We start from the raw sequence: 18,184 nt of genomic DNA, 5'->3' as shown, positions 1-18,184 counted from the left end.
CTCAGATCAATTCGATGGCTTCGGCAATCGAGGGCAGCACCCGGCTGGGCCGGAACGGATACCGCTCGATGTCGGTGACCGACGTCGAGCCGGTGAGGACCAGGATGGTTTCCAGGCCGGCCTCGATGCCGGCCACCACATCGGTGTCCATCCGGTCGCCCACCATCACGGTGGTCTCCGAATGTGCCTCGACGCGGTTGAGCGCGCTGCGGAACATCATCGGATTGGGCTTGCCGACGAAATACGGATCACGGCCGGTGGCCCTGGTGATCATCGCGGCCACCGACCCGGTCGCCGGCAGCGGCCCTTCCGCCGAGGGGCCGGTGACGTCGGGATTGGTGGCGATGAACCGCGCGCCGCCCAGGATCAGCCGGACCGCCTTGGTGATCGCCTCGAACGAATAGGTGCGGGTCTCCCCCAGCACCACGTAGTCCGGATCGATGTCGGTCAGGGTGTAGCCGGCCTCGTGCAGCGCGGTGGTCAACCCGGCCTCGCCGATCACATAGGCCGAACCGCCCGGCTGCTGATCCGCCAGGAAGGCCGCGGTGGCCAAGGCCGAGGTCCAGATCGACGTCTCGGGCACCAGCAGCCCGGAGCGGGCGAGCCGGGCAGCCAGATCCCGCGGGGTGAAGATCGAGTTGTTGGTCAGCACCAGAAACGGCCGCGCCTTCTCGGCCAGGGTCTGCAGGAACTCCGCAGCACCCGGCAACGCGTGGTCTTCGCGCACCAGGACGCCGTCCATGTCGGTGAGCCAGCACTCGGCGGGTGAACGCACAGGTCCAGTGTCTCAATTTGCGCCGCCGATCAGGGGCCAACGCGGTTATCCACCGGGTGTCGCGGAGGCATGGCCGTCAGACCTGGACGCCCTTACGATGGGGCGATGGCGGCGCTGGAGGATCTCGAAGCGCGGGTGGCTGCCCTGGAGGCGGATCGTTTCGACTATCGCGCGGTGCTCGCCGCGGTCAACACGCTCGGCGCCAACCAGCGCGAACACGGAACGAGATTGACGTCGGTCGAGGGGCGACTCACCGCCGTCGAGCGCGAACTCGCCGATTTCCGTCAGGAGACGCGCGCCCGGTTCAGCTCCGTCGACGAGCACCTCGCCGAGATCAAGGACCTCATCATCAGCCGAAACAACGGGCACTGACGCCGATGCCCGGCCGCGCTCCTTTTGCGGAGCCGGGCATCGAACTCAGAACGTCAGTTCGCGTGCTGATCGGCGACGTCGAGCGCGGAGTCGAGGATCGCCAGGCCCTCCCGCACCTCGTCGGCCGTCACGTTGCACGGCGGCACCACGTGGATGCGGTTGTAGTTGGCGAACGGCAGCAACCCGTTGGCCTTGCACGCGCCGATCAGGGCGGCCATCGCCGGGCTGGTCCCACCGTAGGGCGCCAGCGGTTCGCGGGTCTGCTGGTCGGCGACGAGTTCGACGGCCCAGAACACCCCGGCGCCGCGCACCTCGCCGACGCTGCGGTGTTTGGCGGCCAGCTCGGCCAGGCCGGGGCCGATCACCTCGGCGCCGATCTTCTCCGCGTTCTCCACCATGGCTTCGTCGGCCATCGCATTGATGGTCGCGACCGCTGCGGCACACGCCAGCGGGTGCCCCGAGTAGGTGAGCCCACCGGGGTAGGCCCGGTGGGCGAACGTTTCGTAGATCGCCGGGCTGATCGCCACCCCACCGAGCGGGACGTACCCCGAGTTGACCCCCTTGGCGAAGGTCAGCAGGTCGGGCACGACGTCGAAGTGGTCGATGGAGAACCACTTTCCGCTGCGGCCGAACCCGGCCATCACCTCGTCGGCGATGAAGACGATGCCGTAGCGGTCGCAGATCTCGCGCACCCCGGCCATGTACCCCGGCGGGGGCACCATGATGCCGGCGGTACCCGGGATGGATTCCAGGATGATCGCGGCGATCGTCGACGGCCCTTCCATACGCACCACCTGCTCGAGGTGGGCCAACGCCCGCTCGGTCTCCTCGGCCTCGGTGGTGGCGTGGAACTGTGAGCGGTACAGGAACGGTCCGAAGAAGTGCACTGCACCGCTGTTGCCGTAGTCGTTGGGCCAGCGCCGGGTGTCACCGGTGAGGTTGACCGCGGTGTCCGTGCCGCCGTGGTACGAGCGGTACCGCGAAAGCACCTTGTAGCGCCCGGTGTGCAGCCGGGCCATCCGCACCGCATGCTCGACGGCGTCCGCGCCGGCATTGGTGAAGAAGATCTTGTTGAGCTCCCCGGGAGTGCGCTCGGCGATCAACCGGGCCGCCTCCGAACGCGCGTCGTTGGCGTACTGCGGGGCCACCGTGCACAGCTTGGCAGCCTGCTCGGCAATGGCGGCAACAACTTTCGGATGCTGGTGGCCGATGTTGGTGTTGACCATCTGAGAGGAGAAGTCCAGCAGGCGGTTGCCGTCACCGTCCCACACATACGACCCCTGCGCGGCGGTGATCGTCATCGGCGAGATCTCCTCCTGCGCCGACCAGGAGTGGAACACGTGTGCGCGGTCGAGTTCGTAGGCCCGCGCGGCCTCGGCCTTCGCCGCCTCGACGGTCAACCCGTTGGGCAGCGCGGCAGGAGTTTGGGTCACAGTCATGCCGGCAATTCTCTCACTTGTTCTCGGGGAACCCGAGGTTGATACCGCCATGGGAGGGGTCCAGCCAGCGGGTGGTGATGGCTTTGGTGCGGGTGAAGAAGTGCACGCCTTCGGCGCCGTGGGCGTGGCTGTCACCGAACAGCGAGGCCTTCCACCCGCCAAAGCTGTAGTAGGACATCGGAACCGGGATCGGGACATTGATGCCGACCATGCCGACCTCGACCTCGTTCTGGAAGCGTCGGGCCGCGCCGCCGTCATTGGTGAAGATCGCGGTGCCGTTGCCGTAAGGATTACTGTTGATCAATTCCAGTGCCTGGTCGTAGGTTTCGACGCGCAGCACCGCGAGCACCGGCCCGAAGATCTCGTCGGTGTACACGCTCATCTCCGGCGTGACGTTGTCCAGCAGGGTCGGGCCCAGCCAGAACCCGGCCGAATCCCGTTGGCCGGCCCCGTCCAGCACGGTACGACCGTCGACCACCACCTTGGCCCCGTCAGCCTCGCCGGCGTCGATGTAGGCGGCCACCTTGTCCCGGTGCGCCTTGGTGACCAGGGGACCCATGTCCGAATCCTTGGTCCCGTCACCGGTTTTGATGGTGCTGGCCCGCTCGGCGATCTTGGCCACCAGCTCGTCGGCGATCGGACCCACGGCCACTGCCGCCGAGATCGCCATGCACCGCTCGCCTGCCGAGCCGAAGCCGGCGTTGACCATGGCGTCGGCGGCCAGGTCCAGGTCGGCATCGGGCAGGATCACCGCGTGGTTCTTGGCCCCGCCCAGGGCCTGCACCCGCTTGCCCGCCGCGGTGGCGGTGGCATACACGTACTGGGCGATCGGGGTCGATCCGACGAAGGACACCGCCTTGATCTTGGCGTTGGTCAGCAGTTCGTCGACGGCGGCCTTGTCTCCCTGCAGCACGTTGAACACCCCGTCGGGCAGGCCGGCCTCAGCCCACAGCCGCGCCATCCACAGCGAGGCGCTCGGGTCCTTCTCCGAGGGCTTGAGCACCACGGTGTTGCCCGCGGCGATCGCGATCGGGAAGAACCACATCGGCACCATGGCCGGGAAGTTGAACGGTGAGATGACCGCGACCGGCCCCAGCGGCTGCAGCACCGAGTGCACATCGACCTTCGTGGAGGCGTTCTCGGTGAACCCACCCTTGAGCAGATTCGGGATACCACAGGCGAATTCGACGACCTCGAGCCCGCGGCTGACCTCACCGAGCGCGTCGGAGAGCACCTTGCCGTGCTCGCTGGTGATGATCTCGGCGAGTTCGTGCTTCCGCTGGTTGAGCAACTCGCGGAAAGCGAACAGCACCGTGGTGCGCTTGGCCAGCGACGCGTCCCGCCAAGCCGGAAACGCCGCCGCCGCGGCCTCGATCACCGCACGGGCGTCGTCCACGCCGGCCAGCGCCACTTCGCCGGTCACCGCGCCGGTCGCCGGATTGGTCACCGGGGCGGTGGCGGCCGACGTGCCGGCGAAGACCTTGCCGTTGCGCCAGTGCTGGATGACGTTGCTCATGGGTACGACCTTCCTTCGAGGTGACAGGACTCCCACTCTGGCCCGGAATCGGCACGATCCGTCCCGACAATATGTAACTTCCGCCACGAAATTTCATACACTTTGTCAATGATCCCGACGGTGCGCGACATCGTGGGTCTGCCGGTGGTGCAGGCCGGCGAACCCACGGTGCTCAGCGCCGAGCAGCTGGACCGCCCCGTGCGCTGGGTACACGTCAGCGACATGTCCGACCTGGCGGGCCTGCTCGAGGGCGGCGAACTGGTGCTCACCACCGGCGCGGCGTTGCGCGCCGCCCCGCACGACTACCTCCGCCGGATGCGGGACGCGGGGGCGGTCGGTGTGGTCGTGGAACTGGGCACCCGCATCGACTCGCTTCCCGACGACGTCGGAGCGATCGCGCAGAGCCTGGGCCTGGCGCTGGTGGTGCTGCACCGGCAGACCCGGTTCGTCAAAGTCACCGAGGCGGTGCACCGGCTCATCGTCGCCGACCAGTACGGGGAACTGGAGTTTGCCCACCGGGTCCACCAGATCTTCACCACGCTGAGCATGAAGCGCCCGGCGATGGCCGATATCGTCCGCGCCGCCGCCGAGCTGATCGACGAGTCGGTGGTGCTGGAGGATCTGTCGCATCACGTGCTGGCAGTCTCGCCCTGCAACCAACCGGCCACCGCGGTGCTCGTCGACTGGCAACGCCGGTCCCGGGCCATGACCGAACCCTGGGTCACCACCCCGGTCGGGCCCCGCACCGAGGAATGGGGGCGGCTGATCGTCCCGCACACCCCGGCCGCCGCGGCCAAGACCACGATGGTGCTGGAACGCGCCGCGCAGGCACTGGCGCTGCGCCGGATGGCCGAGCGGGACCGGTCGGGTCTCGAACATCAGGCCCAGAGCGGGTTGATCGACGACGTGCTGGGCGGACGCATCGACGACCGGGATGCCGACGCCCGTGCCCTGGCCCTCGGCCTGCGCCGCAGCAGCCGGTTTCTGCCGGTCACGGTCCGCGCCGGCGCCCCTGCGGACCGGCTCGATCCGGTCGCCACCCAACGCCGCAACATCGCCGTACTCGACGCGGTCACCCACGGTGTGAAATCCCAAGGCCACAGCGCGATCTGCACCATCCGCCGGGACGGGGAGATCGGCCTGGTGCTGGCGCTCGATGTGCGCCGCGGGCTCGACGCCGACGCGACCCTGCGCCGGCTGGCCGAGAGTTGGCATGAAGCCGTCGCGCGCGGCGGCGACACCGATACCAACACCGTCGTTGCGCTCGGGACCGGCGCGGCCGGGTTCGCCGATGCCGTGCACGGGTTACCGGAAGCTGCACACGTCGCCGAGGTCGCGGCGTCGATGCCGAATCTGCCCCGACCGTTCGTCCGGGCCTCCGACGTTCGGCTGCGCGGCCTGATCACCCTGCTGTACGACGATCCACGGGTCCAGGCCTTCGCCGAGACCGAGCTCAAGGCATTGCTGAGGCACGATGCCGCCCATGGCAGCGACGAGCTGGCCGTGCTGCGCGGCTACCTGGAACTCGCGGGCAACAAGTCCGCGCTGGCCAAGCGATTCCACCTGAGCCGACCGGCGCTGTACAGCCGGCTCGCCTCGATCGAACGTCGGCTCGGCGTCAACCTCGACGACGGCGAGTCGATGACCTCCCTGCACGTGGCGCTGCTCATCCTGGACGCGCGGCGCAGCGCGCGTCCAGGATCCGTCAGGCTGAACCCATACTGATGAGATGGCAGATCGCAACGTTCTCGGCGAACCACTGCAAGAGTGCGGCACGGACCCGCTCACCGGCTTCTACCGCGATGGCTGCTGCTCAACCGGCGATGCCGACCTGGGCCGGCACACCATCTGCGCCGTCGTCACCGCTGAATTCCTCGAACACCAACGCTCGATCGGCAACGACCTGTCCACGCCGGCTCCGCAGTTTCGCTTCCCGGGTCTGATGCCGGGGGACCGCTGGTGCGTCACCGCCGCGAACTGGCTGCGTGCCCACGAAGACGGACACGCGGCACCAGTGGTGCTGGCGGCCACCCATGAGCGCACGCTGGACATCGTGCCGCTGGCGGTGCTTCGGCAATACGCCGTCGATGTGCCCGACGACCTGGGCAGCCTGTGAGGCTCCGTAGGCTCGTGGCGTGAGTGCGACGCCACAGACGGCCATCCTGGACAACCGCTTCGCGCGGGAGTTGCCCGAGATGGCGGTCGCCTGGCAGGCCGAACCTGCCCCGGTGCCGCGATTGTTGATCCTCAACGAACCGCTGGCCGCCGAACTCGGCCTCGATCCGACCTGGCTGCGCAGCCCCGACGGTATGGGCCTGTTGGTGGGCACCGCCATACCCGACGGAGCCACCCCGGTGGCGCAGGCATACTCCGGGCATCAGTTCGGCGGGTTCGTCCCCCGCCTGGGCGATGGCCGCGCCCTGCTGCTCGGCGAATTCTCCGGGCCCGGTGGCCGAGAGCGCGATCTGCATCTCAAAGGATCCGGACGCACCCCGTTCGCCCGGGGCGGCGACGGACTGGCAGTGGTCGGGCCGATGCTGCGGGAGTACCTCGTCAGCGAGGCGATGCATGCGCTGGGAATTCCGACCACCCGGTCGCTGGCCGTGGTGGCCACCGGTCGCGCCGTAGCGCGCGAGACCCGGTTGCCCGGGGCGGTCCTGGCCCGCGTCGCCGGCAGCCACCTGCGGGTGGGCAGCTTCGAGTACGCGGCCCAATACTGCCGGGCCGCAGACGATCTGGATCTGCTGCGCCGCCTCGCCGACCATGCCATCGACCGGCACCATCCCGACGCCGCCGCAGCCGAGAACCGGTACCTGGCGCTGTATCAGGCCGTGATCACCGTGCAGGCCAGGCTGCTGGCGCAGTGGATGCTGGTCGGCTTCGTCCACGGGGTGATGAACACCGACAACATGACCATCTCCGGTGAGACGATCGACTACGGGCCGTGCGCGTTCATGGACAGCTACCACCCGGCAACGGTTTTCAGCTCGATCGACCACGGCGGCCGCTACGCCTACGGCAATCAACCCGCGGTCGCCCAGTGGAATCTGGCCCGCTTCGGCGAAACCCTGCTGCCCCTGATCGCCGACGACGATCAGGAGGCGGTGGCGCTGGCCACCGAATCCCTCGGCCGGTTCGGCGGCCAGTTCGACGACGCCTGGTTGGCAGGCATGCGGACCAAGCTCGGCCTGGCCTCCGACATCGACGTCACAACCATCCGGCCACTGTTCGACGACCTGCTCACCTTGTTGCAGCAGAACAGCTTCGACTACACCACTACCTTCCGGCACCTGGCCCAGGTACTGCGCGGCACCGACCGGCCGCTGCCGGCCGGCATCGACGCGTGGTTGCCGCGGTGGCGCGCCCTGCACCCCGACCCCGAGGCGATGGACCGGGTCAACCCGCTCTACATTCCGCGCAACCACCTCGTCGAGGAAGCCCTGGCCGCCGCAACCGACGGCGATCTCCAACCGCTGCAACAGCTGGCAGACATCCTGGCCGCCCCCTACGACGAACGCGCGGGGCTGGACCGCTACGCCGCACCCGCTCCGCCCGAATTCGGCCACTACCGAACCTTCTGCGGCACGTGAGCCACTACATTCGGTGAGGTGACCACGATCTCGCTGCCCACCCCCGACGGTTCGATCGACGCGCTCCTGGGCATTCCCCAGGGAACCGGGCCGTGGCCCGGCGTGGTGGTGATCCACGACGCCATCGGCTACGGGCCCGACAACGAGGCGGTCTCGGACCGGATCGCCGCGGCCGGCTACCTGGCCATCACGCCGAACCTGTACTCCCGGGGCGGCCGGGCCCGCTGCATCACCCGGGTCTTCCGCGAATTGCTGACCCAGCGCGGCCGAGCCCTCGACGACATCCTCGCCGCCCGCGACCATCTGCTGGCACACGATCAGTGCAGCGGAGCCGTCGGTATCGCCGGGTTCTGCATGGGCGGTCAGTTCGCACTCATCATGGGGCCCAAAGGATTCGCCGCGGCAGCACCGTTCTACGGCACACCGCTGCCCCGCCACCTCGACGAAACGCTGGACGCGTCCTGCCCCATCGTGGCGAGCTTCGGCCGTCGTGATCCGCTGGGCATCGGCGCGCCGGCACGACTGCGCAAAATCGTTGCCGACAAACATATTCCAGCCGACATCAAGGTGTATCCCCGGGCCGGTCACAGCTTTGCCAACCAACTCCCCGGACAATCGCTGATGCGCATCACCGGGTTCGGCTACGACGAAGCCGCCAGCACCGATGCCTGGTCCCGGGTGTTCACCTTCTTCGGCGAACACCTACGCACTAAAGCCAATTGAGCGCAGCCACCACCAGGGCCTGGGTGCCGGTATCCAACGTCGGCTGGATCAGCGGGGCGAACCGTGGCGAGTGATTGACCGGAATATCGGCACCGATCCGCCCGGCCTCGACCGCCGCGCGGTACGCCTGCTCGTCGACACCGCCAAAGCCCCAGTAGCTGTAAGGGATTCCCAGTGCCGTCGGGATATCGCCGAAATCCTCACTGGCCGACCCGGCCGGCATGGTCTGCGCACGGTCGCCGAAATACTCACCGAATGCGGCCTCGACACGATCCGTCACCGCAGCGTCGTTGACGGTCAGCGGAAAGCTGTCGTAGAACTCGAATTCGGGCGGCCTCGGCGAGTCCGACGCCTGGCATTCGGCCACGACGATGCGCCGGATCGCGTCGAGCACCGCGGTACGCACCGACGGATCATAGGTACGCAAATTGAGCTCCAGCACCGCATGGTCGCTGATCACATTGCTCTTCGTGCCGGCCTGAATGCTCCCGACCGTCAACACCACCGCGTCCGTCGCACCGACCTCCCGCGACACGATGGTCTGCAACCGGATCACGATCATCGCCGCCAGCACCACAGGATCGACCGTGGCCTGCGGCATCGACCCGTGCCCGCCCCGGCCGTGGACCGTCACCCGGATACTGTCCGCGGCCGTCAGCACCGGCCCACGCCGAGTACCCACCCAACCGGCCGGTGCCGGCAGAACATGCTGCGCCAATGCCACGTCGAGCCGGCCGACCAACTCGGCCAGCCCGTCATCGACCATCCCGCGGGCACCGTCGCCGACCTCCTCGGCCGGCTGGAACAACGCCACCAGGGTGCCGCGCCAGGATTGTGTTGCGCGGGCGAACAGTTCGGCCGCACCCAACAGGCAGGCCACGTGGACGTCATGGCCACACGCGTGCATGACCCCCGGCACCGCGCTCGCATACGGCAGGCCAGTGTTCTCCCCCACCGGCAACGCGTCCATATCAGCCCGCAGCAGGACCCCGGGGCCCTCGCCGTTACGGAGAATCCCTACCACGCCGGTGCCCCCGACACCCTCATGGACCTGAAATCCCGACTCGGCCAGACGTGCAGCGACGATGCCGGCCGTACGCTCTTCCCGGTGTGACAGTTCCGGGTGCTGATGCAGGTCCCGGTACAACGCTTCCTGCCAGTCCCGCACGCCGGGCAACCCGACGAGTATCTCCTCGGCCCGACTGGTCACGTCGTACTACTCCGGCAGCCGCAGTTCGGGTTTTTCGACTTCCTCGATGTTCACGTCCTTGAACGTGATCACCCGCACCTGCTTGACGAACCGGGCCGGCCGGTACATGTCCCACACCCAGGCATCGGCGAGCCGCAGCTCGAAATAGACCTCGCCCTCGGAGTTACGCGGAATCAACTCCACACTGTTGGCCAGGTAGAACCGCCGCTCGGTCTCCACGACGTAGCTGAACTGCCCGACGATGTCCTTGTATTCGCGGTACAGCGAGAGCTCCATCTCGGTTTCGTACTTCTCGAGATCCTCGGCGCTCATCTGGTCTGCTGTCCTTCTGGTTGTCCGGATACCCTGGCTTCCATCTTTGCGTACGTCGCCTCAGCATGCCGCATTGGTGCCACATCGCGCGGCACCCCGGCGGTTTCCACCGCCCGCCGCACGTCCACCGTCTCTGCGGCCCGCCGCACGTCAGTCGTCTCCGCGGCCCGCCGCACGTTCACATACGAGTGGCGGTGCTGCACACACGGCCCCAACTCCACCAACGCCGCGGTATGCGCCGGCGTGCTGTATCCCTTGTGCTCGGCGAACCCGTAGCCGGGATGATGGCGCTCCATCTCGACCATCAACCGGTCACGACTGACCTTGGCCAACACACTGGCCGCCGCGATGCAGGCCGCCGCGGCATCACCCCCGATCACCGGCAGGGACGGCACCGCCAGACCCGGAACCCTGAACCCGTCCGACAACACGTAGCCGGGGCGCACCGACAGTCCCGCCACCGCCCGGCGCATGCCCTCGATGTTGGCCTTGTGCACACCGAGTCGGTCCACTTCCTCGGACGGAATGAACACCACGTGGTAGGCCACGGCGTAGCGGCGGATCAGTGGGAACAGGCGCTCGCGCTCACGCTCAACCAACTTCTTGGAATCGTCGAGCGAGGCCAGACTGTCCATCCGGTTGGGACCGAGCACGCAGGCCGCCACCACCAGCGGTCCGGCACAGGCCCCCCGGCCCACTTCGTCCACCCCGGCCACCGGCCCCAGTCCGTTGCGATACAGCGCGGATTCCAGGGTGCGGAGTCCGGACGATCTCCGGATCACCGTACGAGGCGGCCACGACATCTTCGCCACTGGTGGCACCGGGCAGCTCCTAGGAGTTGGTCTGCGGGTTCACGCCGTTGATGCCACCCCAGCGGGACGGCGGCCAGGCGATGAACCGTGCCTTTCCGATGACATTCTCCACCGGAACGGTGCCGACCATCGGGTCTCCGGTGCACATCACGCGTTCCTGCACCGGAGCTCCCGCCGCGTCGGTGCGCGGGCTGCTGCAGTGCACCCGCGAATCAGCCGAGTGCGTCCGGTTGTCCCCCATCACCCACAGCCGGTCCGGCGGGACCTCGACGGGTCCGAACTCAGGGCCCAGGCACGGGTAGACGCCAGGGTCGGCCATCATCGTGGCCGGATCCAGGTAGGGCTCGTCCAGCGCCTTCCCGTCCACCGTCAGCCCGGTGTCAGCGCGGCACTGCACGGTCTGACCGCCGACCGCGATCACCCGTTTGACCAGGTCATTCTCATCCGGCGGCACGAACCCGATGAACGAAAGAGCGTTCTGCACCCAGCGGACGGCCGTGTTGTCCGATCGGATCGACTTGTAACCGACGTTCCACGCCGGCGGACCCTTGAACACCACGACATCGCCGGGTTCGGGCGCCGAGAACCGGTAGGTGACCTTGTCCACCATGATCCGGTCGCCCACGCAACCGGCACAGCCGTGCAGTGTGGGCTCCATGGATTCCGAGGGGATCAGATACGGCCGCGCGATGAACGTCAGCGTCACGTAATAGAGCACCAGGGCGATCGTGGCGAGAATGGCCACCTCGCGCACCGTGGAGTGCTTGGCCTTGGGTTGGGGCGACTCTTCCGACGCCGTTTCGGCAGCGGCCTGCCCGGGGTCGGAATCGGAGTCGACGGTGCCCTCCGAGGATTCGTCGGTGGAGTCGGTGGGTCCGGTCACGGCAACCACAGTAGCGAGCGTCGTGACCGGTCCCGCGACGAGAGCTTCGTCAGGCGGAGCAGCGCGCTCAGCGCTTTTCCTTGATCTTCGCCTTCTTACCGCGCAGTTCGCGCAGGTAGTAGAGCTTGGCGCGGCGCACGTCGCCGCGGGTCACGACATCGATGTGGTCGATGTTGGGCGAGTGCACCGGGAAGGTCCGCTCGACGCCGACGCCGTAGCTTTCCTTACGCACCGTGAAGGTCTCGCGGATGCCGCCACCCTGGCGACGGATCACTACGCCCTTGAAGACCTGGATGCGCTCCTTGGAGCCCTCGATCACCTTGACGTGCACGTTCACGGTGTCGCCGGGGCTGAAGGTCGGGATGTCGTCGCGCAGCGACGCCTGATCGACGAAGTCCAGCGTGTTCATCGGTGACACTTCCTTGTTGTTCGCGGCTCCGGACGGGGGCGCGTCATTCGCGCAGCCGGAGCTATTTTCGGGTGTATCGGGGTGTATCTCGCAGCCGAACCCGGGCCCATCAGCCCAGTCCTGCGCAGACAACTGCTCAATTGTGCCAGACGGGTCCCCATACCGTGAAATCCGCCGGGTCGGCGCCGGTGACCGCCACTATTCGGCCGGCGCTGCCCCGGCGCAACTTGCCGCACGTGCGATGTGGCGAACAGCTAGGCTTCATCCACCGATGTACCAGCACTGCGGGGTCCATCGGATTTTATCGACGGTTCAAGGAGGACCATGCGACGGCGGCCGTCGAGGCTCATGGTGGCGAGTGCGGCCAGTCTGACGGCAATCGTCGCGATGGCCGGCGTGACGCTCACCGGTTGCGACGCCCAGGTGTACGGAACCGCGCCGTTCGCGCCGAAAGCGCCGCAGCTGACCGTCGTCGTGCCCCAGGGCGGCATGGCGCCGCTGCCTGAACCTCCGCCCGGAGAACCCGTCGCCACATTCGCCGGCCTCGACGAGCGCGCCCGGCAAGCCACCGCGAACGCAGCCGACGTCGGCGCCGACATCACCGTGCTGGTCCTCGACCGCAACACCGGTCAGTTGGTCTCCAACGGGAATTCGACCGCCATGGCGATCGCGTCGGTGGTCAAGCTGTTCATCGCCGATGACCTGCTGTTGCAGGAAGCCAAAGGCGAGACGGTGCTCAGCCCCGAAGACCGCGACAACCTCGACGTGATGCTGCGGTCGTCCGACGACAGCGCGGCCGAGGTCTTCTGGAACCGCAGCGGCGGCAGCGCGATCGTCAACCGGGTCGCGGCCCGCTACGGCCTGGGCTCCACCCGCCCACCGAACGACGGACGGTGGTGGAACACCATCAGCACCGCGGCGGATCTGGTGCGCTACTACGACATGCTGATGAACGGCAGCGGTGGCCTGCCTGCCGAGCAGGCCAACGTCATCCTGTCCAACCTGGCCCAATCGACTCCTGACGCGATCGACGGCACCCAGCCCGGCGGCACCTACCCGCAGCGGTTCGGCATCCCGGAGGGCCTCTACGCCGAACCGGTCGCGGTCAAACAGGGCTGGATGTGCTGCATCGGATCGGACTGGATGCACCTGTCGACCGGCGTGATCGGTCCCGACCGTCGCTTCATCATGGTGATCGGCGCACTGCAACCCACCAATGCCACGACCGCCCGGGACACCATCACCGACGCGGTGAAGACGATGTTCCCCGGCGGCCGGATCTAGCGTCTTTCCTTCCCACGAGCAGACGCGGGAGTACCCGTCACGCTGCTGTTTCGGGTACGTACGCGTCTGCTCGGCGGTCAGGTGAGCAGGTCGGGGCGACGCTCACGGGTGCGCTGCAGCGACTGTTCCCGCCGCCACGCCTCGACCTTGGCGTGGTCGCCCGACAGCAGCACGTCGGGCACATCGAGCCCACGCCAGCTCTGCGGGCGGGTGTAGCTGGGACCTTCCAGCAACCCATCGGAATGCGAATCCTGTTGGTGCGACACGGGATTGCCCAGCACATCGGGCATCAACCGAACCACCGCCTCGATCATGACCAATGCCGCGGATTCACCGCCGTTGAGCACATAGTCGCCGATGGAGACCTCTTCGACCCGCATCCGCCGGGCCGCGTCGTCGACCACCCGCTGGTCGATCCCCTCGTAACGCCCACAGGCGAACACCAGGTGTGACTCGGCGCTCCAGCGCTCGGCCACCGCCTGCGTGAACGGCCGCCCGGCCGGGGTCGGCACCACCAGAAGCGTTTCCTCAGAACAGATTTCGTCGAGCGCCTCGCCCCACACCGGCGCTTTCATCACCATTCCCGGGCCGCCCCCATAGGGGGAATCGTCCACCGAACGGTGCACGTCATGGGTCCAGTTCCGCAGGTCGTGCACGGCCACGGAGAGAATTCCAGCCTCGATCGCCTTGCCCGGCAACGACTGCCGGATCGGATCAAGGTAGGCCGGGAAGATCGTGACGACGTCAATACGCACTACGCGGCCCGTCAGACCTGGTCCAGGTTCAGCAGACCGTCGGGCGGGTCGATGACGACAGTCCCGGTGTCCCGAGACACCGCGGTGACGATAGCGCTGACGAACGGCACCAGCACTTCACGGCCATCCTCGGTCTTGACCGACAACAGTTCTCCCGCGGCAGTGTGCAGCACCTCGGTGACCGCACCGACCGGGGTGCCGTCGACGGTCTGGACCCGCAACCCCTCGAGTTCATGGTCGTAGAACTCGTCGGGATCCTCGATCGCCGGCAATTCTGCGGTGTCCACCATGAACAGGGTGCCGCGCAACGCGTCGGCGGCGTTGCGGTCGGCGACGCCGGCCAGCCGAATCAGCAGCCGGCCCGCGTGCTCACGCACGGATTCGATGGCGAAACTGCGTTCCGCACCGCCCTTGGCGCGGCCCCGAAGGGCCACGCCGGGGGCGAATCGGGCATCCGGGTCGTCAGTACGGACCTCGACGACAACCTCACCGGAGATGCCGTGGGCTTTGGCGACCCGCCCGACAACCAGGTCCATGAACGTGACGCTACTGGTCGGTGTCCACCACGTCGACACGGATACCGCGGCCGCCGATGCCGGCGACCAGGGTGCGCAGCGCAGTGGCGGTCCGGCCGCCACGGCCGATGACCTTACCCAGGTCATCGGGGTGCACGTGCACCTCGACGGTCCGACCACGGCGGTTGGTGACCATGTCGACGCGGACGTCGTCGGGATTGTCCACAATCCCGCGCACCAGGTGCTCGACGGCGTCGACCACGACAGAACTCACTGCGACGCTCAGCTTTCGCTTGCGGCTTCGTCGACAGCGGCCTCAGCGGCGGGCGCCTCGGCCTCAGCGGGCTCGGCCGCTTCGTCCTTTTTGGGAGCCTTCTTCTTCTTGGGCGTGACGGCCGCGGCACCGGTGCCGCTCTCCGCCTCGGCCAGCGCCGCGTTGAACAGCTCCAGCTTGGACGGCTTGGGCTCCTTGACCTTCAGGGTGCCCTCGGCGCCGGGCAGGCCCTTGAACTTCTGCCAGTCGCCGGTGATCTTCAGCAGGGCCAGAACCGGCTCGGTGGGCTGCGCACCGACACCCAGCCAGTACTGCGCGCGCTCCGAATCGATCTCGATCAGGCTCGGCTCTTCCTTGGGGTGGTAGCGGCCGATGACCTCGATGGCGCGGCCTTCGCGGCGGGTGCGCGCGTCGGCGACGGCGATGCGGTACTGGGGGTTGCGGATCTTGCCAAGCCGGGTGAGCTTGATCTTGACAGCCATGGTTGAGACTTCTCCTTGAGTGTCACGCTGCAATTCGGCGATGCGGGCGGAATTGCCCGATCCGGTTTTGCCTTACGTGTGTGACCGCCGCGCAGCGCATCGAACGAGTCGCACGGCAGACAGCCGACAATTGTGCCAGAACGATGCCGACCAGCCCAAATCCGGTGCGGATGGCAGTTATCGCACCGGTGGCGTCAGACCACCTTGTCGAAGCACTTGGTTTCGACGCGGCGGCTCATCCGCCAGCCCTCGGCGGTCCGGACGAACTCGTCCTCGTACCACAGACCGCAGAACAACACCTGTTGCTCCAGTCCCGGCAGCACCATCGGGTTGAAACAGATGGTGCGGGACGACGCGGTGTCCCCCGTGATCCGTACATCGAAGTTGCCGAGCATGTGGGCGTAGGCCGGGAAGCTCGGCAGCACTTCGGCCAGCCAGGCCTTGACCTCCGGGTAATGCCCGTCGATCCCGCCCAGCGCCCGATAGTCGATGTAGGCGTCCGGCGTGAACACCACATCGAGGTCATCGAACAGTCGACGGTCGATCGCCGTGGAGTAATCGATCAGCAGTTGCTGGATCTCCAGGCGGTCCGAAATCTCGGCCAGGCTCAACATGTCTCGATTGAACACCAGATCACGATTGAGGGCCCTCCGACGGCGGCCAATGCGCCCCCGGCGAGGCGTCCCCCGGCTCGGTGAAGTCGCCGCGGGACAACGGCACCCACTGCTCACTGGGAGCCGGCTGCTTCGAGGACGGGAAGTCACGCAGCGCGCCGGTCGGGTTGGAATCCCATGCCTCGAACGTCAACGGTGTCTGCAGCCAGGCGTTGAGCAACAGATAGGTGGCCTCCAGCGAGTCCAGGTGGGTCCTTTCCCAACCGTGGCTCCCGTCGAGGCCGAACCCCAGCAGTGCCGCGCGGGTGCCCGCGCCGGCTTCGATGGCGGCTGCCGCGTCGGACCGGTAGTAGCGGAATACATCCCGCGCGAACGGGATGCCCTGCCCCTCGGCCAGGCGGCAGAGCTTGCGGGTGAGGTGATAGTCGAACGGGCCGTGCAGGTCGGCCATCGGGATCGTCACGCCGTGTTCGATCGAGTGCTGCCCCGGGGCGCAGACCGCGTTGTCCACCGAGACCAACTCGGCCACCTCGGGCGGAAGCCCGTGACTGGCACCGTGCCCCACCTCCTCGGTGATGGTCACCATGAGAGTGGCGCGGTGCGGCAGCACGATCTTCTGCTCCGAGATGGTCTTGGCCAGAGCCAGCGCGACCGCCACCCCGGCCTTCCCGTCAAGGTGCCGCGACACCACGAAGCCGTCCTGGGTGAGTTCGGGGCTGGCGATCAGCGCGACGAAGTCACCCACATTCAGACCCAGTCGTTGCAGATCCGCACGTGTCGAGACGTTTCGGTCCACCCGTACCTCGACGTGGTCCCAGTCGGTGGGCTGGGTGTCGATCTCGTCGCCGTAGGCATGCCCGCTGGCCTTGAGCGGCATGATCGTGCCCGTGAAGAACTCGTCGGGGTCGTCGGAGAAGATCCGCACCCGCGCGCCCGCAGCGAACCGTGCGGAGAACGTGCCGACCGGGACCAATTCGAGGCGGCCGTTGTCCTTCAGATTCCGGACCATGCAGCCGATGGTGTCGGCGTGCACCACCAGCGCTCGGTCGATCGTGGACGACTCACCGGGCAGCTCGGCGGTCAACGCACCGCGCCGGGTCAACGTGAACGGCACGCCCAGATCGTTGAGAATGTCGCCGATCAACTGCATCACGGCGTCGGTGCGCCCCGAAGGACTCGGGGTCTGCAGCAACGACAGCAGCGTGTCGACCATCCACTTACGTTCGGCCTCCGGCATGACGGCGGTCTCGGCCACGCTTTCTCACCTCGAATTCGTCGGATCTTCCTCACACACCGATGCCCGCGGAATGTGCCACTAGTGTCAGTGGACATGGTCAGGCTCGTCGGCGCGATCTCGCTCTGTCTCGCAGCTCTTCTCCCAACAGCTATACCAAGCTCCCCCGCGGCGTACGCCGACAGCAGCGTGCAGCAGGTCGGCGCGACGCCCATCCCGGACGGCCCCGCCCCGGCCTGGATCGTCGCCGACATGGATACCGGCCAGATCCTGGCCGGCCGGGATCAGTATGTTCCGCACGCACCCGCCAGCACCATCAAGACCCTGCTGGCGCTGGTCGCCCTCGACGAGATTCCGTTGGATGCAACGGTCGTTGCCGACGAAGCCGATGCCAAGGTCGAGTGCACCTGCGTCGGGGTCAAGGCCGGACGCACCTACACGATGCGGCAGCTGCTGGATGCGGCACTGCTGGTGTCCGGCAACGACGCCGCCAACACATTGGCACACATGCTCGGAGGGACCGAAGCCACGGTGGCCAAGATGAACGCCAAGGCCGCCGCGCTCGGCGCGAACGCCACCCATGCCGGATCGCCATCAGGTTTGAACGGCCCCGGCATCGACGGGGCCACCACACCGCGGGACCTGGCGGTGATCTTCCGCGCCGCGCTGGCGAATCCGGTGTTCGCGGCGATCACGTCATCACCGTCGGCGTCCTTCCCAGGTGCCACGGGACCGGTCACGTTGGTCAACCAGGACGAGATGCTGGGCCGGTATCCAGGCATGCTCGGCGGTAAGACCGGTTTCACCGATGTGGCTCGCAAGACGTTCGTCGGCGCTGCGCAGCGCGACGGCCGCCGGTTGGTGATCGCCATGATGTACGGGTTGGTCAAGGAAGGTGGCCCGACCTACTGGGACCAGGCCACCAGCCTGTTGGACTGGGGTTTCGCGCAGGACCACTCAGCCGGAATCAGCCAGCTGTAGCGGG

The 18,184-nt window shown here is 67.5% G+C and carries 21 protein-coding genes; 7 read left to right on the top strand and 14 right to left on the bottom strand.

All coding sequences use genetic code 11. From position 1 onward, the window contains the following. Nucleotide 1: 1 nt before the first annotated feature. On the bottom strand, nucleotides 2-775 hold the full coding sequence (locus FR943_RS11555) for an HAD-IIA family hydrolase (RefSeq protein ID WP_217157067.1): 774 nt from the start codon (nucleotides 773-775) through the stop codon (nucleotides 2-4). A gap of 105 nt (nucleotides 776-880) precedes the next feature. On the opposite strand from FR943_RS11555, the gene FR943_RS11550 reads away from it, so the two are divergent. Next, nucleotides 881-1,147 carry a hypothetical protein gene (locus tag FR943_RS11550; protein ID WP_217157065.1) on the top strand — a complete coding sequence of 89 codons (267 nt, stop codon included), beginning with the start codon at nucleotides 881-883 and terminating at the stop codon, nucleotides 1,145-1,147. Nucleotides 1,148-1,200: 53 nt separating this feature from the next. On the opposite strand, the gene FR943_RS11545 is transcribed toward FR943_RS11550, so the two are convergent. Together FR943_RS11545 and FR943_RS11540 are read right to left on the bottom strand one after the other, a co-directional pair. Then, nucleotides 1,201-2,586, bottom strand: coding sequence for an aspartate aminotransferase family protein (locus FR943_RS11545; protein WP_217157063.1), 1,386 nt, complete (start codon nucleotides 2,584-2,586; stop codon nucleotides 1,201-1,203). Between the two features lie 13 nt (nucleotides 2,587-2,599). Further along, on the bottom strand, nucleotides 2,600-4,102 hold the full coding sequence (locus FR943_RS11540; protein ID WP_217157061.1) for a CoA-acylating methylmalonate-semialdehyde dehydrogenase: 1,503 nt from the start codon (nucleotides 4,100-4,102) through the stop codon (nucleotides 2,600-2,602). A gap of 108 nt (nucleotides 4,103-4,210) precedes the next feature. On the opposite strand from FR943_RS11540, the gene FR943_RS11535 reads away from it, so the two are divergent. Genes FR943_RS11535 through FR943_RS11520 form a run of 4 tightly spaced genes read left to right on the top strand, consistent with a single transcriptional unit; the run spans nucleotide 4,211 to nucleotide 8,415 of the window. After that, complete coding sequence (locus tag FR943_RS11535; RefSeq protein ID WP_217157059.1) at nucleotides 4,211-5,827, top strand: PucR family transcriptional regulator; 1,617 nt, start codon at nucleotides 4,211-4,213, stop codon at nucleotides 5,825-5,827. 4 nt (nucleotides 5,828-5,831) lie between these two features. Continuing rightward, nucleotides 5,832-6,218 carry a DUF2237 family protein gene (locus FR943_RS11530; protein WP_217157057.1) on the top strand — a complete coding sequence of 129 codons (387 nt, stop codon included), beginning with the start codon at nucleotides 5,832-5,834 and terminating at the stop codon, nucleotides 6,216-6,218. Between the two features lie 19 nt (nucleotides 6,219-6,237). Beyond that, entirely contained in the window at nucleotides 6,238-7,692 is a 1,455-nt protein-coding gene (locus FR943_RS11525) for a protein adenylyltransferase SelO (protein WP_217157050.1), read from the top strand. An 18-nt stretch (nucleotides 7,693-7,710) separates the two neighbouring features. Continuing rightward, complete coding sequence (locus FR943_RS11520) at nucleotides 7,711-8,415, top strand: dienelactone hydrolase family protein (RefSeq protein WP_217157048.1); 705 nt, start codon at nucleotides 7,711-7,713, stop codon at nucleotides 8,413-8,415. On the opposite strand, the gene FR943_RS11515 is transcribed toward FR943_RS11520, so the two are convergent. Genes FR943_RS11515 through rplS form a run of 5 tightly spaced genes read right to left on the bottom strand, consistent with a single transcriptional unit; the run spans nucleotide 8,402 to nucleotide 12,041 of the window. Next, entirely contained in the window at nucleotides 8,402-9,604 is a 1,203-nt protein-coding gene (locus tag FR943_RS11515) for an amidohydrolase (protein ID WP_217158173.1), read from the bottom strand. The two genes, FR943_RS11520 and FR943_RS11515, sit on opposite strands and share 14 nt — an antisense overlap. A gap of 27 nt (nucleotides 9,605-9,631) precedes the next feature. Continuing rightward, nucleotides 9,632-9,937, bottom strand: a complete 306-nt coding sequence (locus FR943_RS11510; protein ID WP_003881082.1) for a DUF2469 domain-containing protein — start codon at nucleotides 9,935-9,937, stop codon at nucleotides 9,632-9,634. Then, the gene (locus FR943_RS11505; protein WP_217158171.1) at nucleotides 9,934-10,740 is read right to left on the bottom strand and encodes a ribonuclease HII; all 807 of its coding nucleotides are present in this window, start codon (nucleotides 10,738-10,740) and stop codon (nucleotides 9,934-9,936) included. Before FR943_RS11505 ends, FR943_RS11510 begins: the two co-directional genes overlap by 4 nt. Nucleotides 10,741-10,768: 28 nt before the next feature. Continuing rightward, a complete protein-coding gene (gene lepB, locus FR943_RS11500) occupies nucleotides 10,769-11,641 on the bottom strand; it encodes a signal peptidase I (RefSeq protein ID WP_217157046.1) in 873 nt (290 codons plus the stop codon). Nucleotides 11,642-11,699: 58 nt separating this feature from the next. After that, the gene (rplS, locus tag FR943_RS11495) at nucleotides 11,700-12,041 is read right to left on the bottom strand and encodes a 50S ribosomal protein L19 (RefSeq protein WP_029372100.1); all 342 of its coding nucleotides are present in this window, start codon (nucleotides 12,039-12,041) and stop codon (nucleotides 11,700-11,702) included. A gap of 324 nt (nucleotides 12,042-12,365) precedes the next feature. Between rplS and FR943_RS11490 the strand changes: the two genes are divergently transcribed. Continuing rightward, nucleotides 12,366-13,325 carry a serine hydrolase gene (locus FR943_RS11490; RefSeq protein WP_217157045.1) on the top strand — a complete coding sequence of 320 codons (960 nt, stop codon included), beginning with the start codon at nucleotides 12,366-12,368 and terminating at the stop codon, nucleotides 13,323-13,325. 77 nt (nucleotides 13,326-13,402) lie between these two features. Here FR943_RS11490 and trmD read toward each other — a convergent pair whose 3' ends face one another. The 6 genes from trmD to FR943_RS11460 all read right to left on the bottom strand — a co-directional run bounded on the left by trmD (nucleotide 13,403) and on the right by FR943_RS11460 (nucleotide 17,220). Continuing rightward, nucleotides 13,403-14,080, bottom strand: coding sequence for a tRNA (guanosine(37)-N1)-methyltransferase TrmD (gene trmD / locus FR943_RS11485; protein ID WP_217157043.1), 678 nt, complete (start codon nucleotides 14,078-14,080; stop codon nucleotides 13,403-13,405). Between the two features lie 11 nt (nucleotides 14,081-14,091). Continuing rightward, nucleotides 14,092-14,616, bottom strand: coding sequence for a ribosome maturation factor RimM (gene rimM, locus FR943_RS11480; RefSeq protein ID WP_217157041.1), 525 nt, complete (start codon nucleotides 14,614-14,616; stop codon nucleotides 14,092-14,094). Between the two features lie 10 nt (nucleotides 14,617-14,626). Continuing rightward, nucleotides 14,627-14,869: an RNA-binding protein gene (locus tag FR943_RS11475; RefSeq protein WP_003928628.1), complete on the bottom strand. Its 243-nt coding sequence runs from the start codon at nucleotides 14,867-14,869 to the stop codon at nucleotides 14,627-14,629. A gap of 8 nt (nucleotides 14,870-14,877) precedes the next feature. Continuing rightward, a complete protein-coding gene (gene rpsP / locus FR943_RS11470) occupies nucleotides 14,878-15,351 on the bottom strand; it encodes a 30S ribosomal protein S16 (protein WP_217157039.1) in 474 nt (157 codons plus the stop codon). 194 nt (nucleotides 15,352-15,545) lie between these two features. Then, entirely contained in the window at nucleotides 15,546-15,965 is a 420-nt protein-coding gene (locus FR943_RS11465) for a nuclear transport factor 2 family protein (protein WP_217158169.1), read from the bottom strand. 19 nt (nucleotides 15,966-15,984) lie between these two features. Continuing rightward, nucleotides 15,985-17,220: an osmoprotectant NAGGN system M42 family peptidase gene (locus FR943_RS11460; RefSeq protein WP_217157038.1), complete on the bottom strand. Its 1,236-nt coding sequence runs from the start codon at nucleotides 17,218-17,220 to the stop codon at nucleotides 15,985-15,987. Nucleotides 17,221-17,295: 75 nt separating this feature from the next. On the opposite strand from FR943_RS11460, the gene FR943_RS11455 reads away from it, so the two are divergent. Further along, nucleotides 17,296-18,180, top strand: a complete 885-nt coding sequence (locus FR943_RS11455; RefSeq protein WP_217157036.1) for a D-alanyl-D-alanine carboxypeptidase family protein — start codon at nucleotides 17,296-17,298, stop codon at nucleotides 18,178-18,180. Nucleotides 18,181-18,184: the final 4 nt, after the last annotated feature.

This window comes from [Mycobacterium] fortunisiensis, assembly GCF_019050325.1.
Lineage (GTDB): Bacteria > Actinomycetota > Actinomycetes > Mycobacteriales > Mycobacteriaceae > Mycobacterium > Mycobacterium fortunisiensis.
This window is presented reverse-complemented; position numbering and strand designations above follow the sequence as displayed.

Excerpts from the sequence above, each read along its gene's own strand:
- FR943_RS11465 (WP_217158169.1), bottom strand. The coding sequence starts at position 15,965 with ATGTTGAGCCTGGCCGAGATTTCGGACCGCCTGGAGATCCAGCAACTG.
- FR943_RS11490 (WP_217157045.1), top strand. The coding sequence starts at position 12,366 with ATGCGACGGCGGCCGTCGAGGCTCATGGTGGCGAGTGCGGCCAGTCTG.
- FR943_RS11550 (WP_217157065.1), top strand. The coding sequence starts at position 881 with ATGGCGGCGCTGGAGGATCTCGAAGCGCGGGTGGCTGCCCTGGAGGCG.
- FR943_RS11545 (WP_217157063.1), bottom strand. The coding sequence starts at position 2,586 with ATGACTGTGACCCAAACTCCTGCCGCGCTGCCCAACGGGTTGACCGTC.
- FR943_RS11505 (WP_217158171.1), bottom strand. The coding sequence starts at position 10,740 with ATGTCGTGGCCGCCTCGTACGGTGATCCGGAGATCGTCCGGACTCCGC.
- rimM (WP_217157041.1), bottom strand. The coding sequence starts at position 14,616 with ATGGACCTGGTTGTCGGGCGGGTCGCCAAAGCCCACGGCATCTCCGGT.
- rplS (WP_029372100.1), bottom strand. The coding sequence starts at position 12,041 with ATGAACACGCTGGACTTCGTCGATCAGGCGTCGCTGCGCGACGACATC.
- FR943_RS11510 (WP_003881082.1), bottom strand. The coding sequence starts at position 9,937 with ATGAGCGCCGAGGATCTCGAGAAGTACGAAACCGAGATGGAGCTCTCG.
- FR943_RS11530 (WP_217157057.1), top strand. The coding sequence starts at position 5,832 with ATGGCAGATCGCAACGTTCTCGGCGAACCACTGCAAGAGTGCGGCACG.
- FR943_RS11540 (WP_217157061.1), bottom strand. The coding sequence starts at position 4,102 with ATGAGCAACGTCATCCAGCACTGGCGCAACGGCAAGGTCTTCGCCGGC.
- rpsP (WP_217157039.1), bottom strand. The coding sequence starts at position 15,351 with ATGGCTGTCAAGATCAAGCTCACCCGGCTTGGCAAGATCCGCAACCCC.
- FR943_RS11455 (WP_217157036.1), top strand. The coding sequence starts at position 17,296 with ATGGTCAGGCTCGTCGGCGCGATCTCGCTCTGTCTCGCAGCTCTTCTC.
- FR943_RS11535 (WP_217157059.1), top strand. The coding sequence starts at position 4,211 with ATGATCCCGACGGTGCGCGACATCGTGGGTCTGCCGGTGGTGCAGGCC.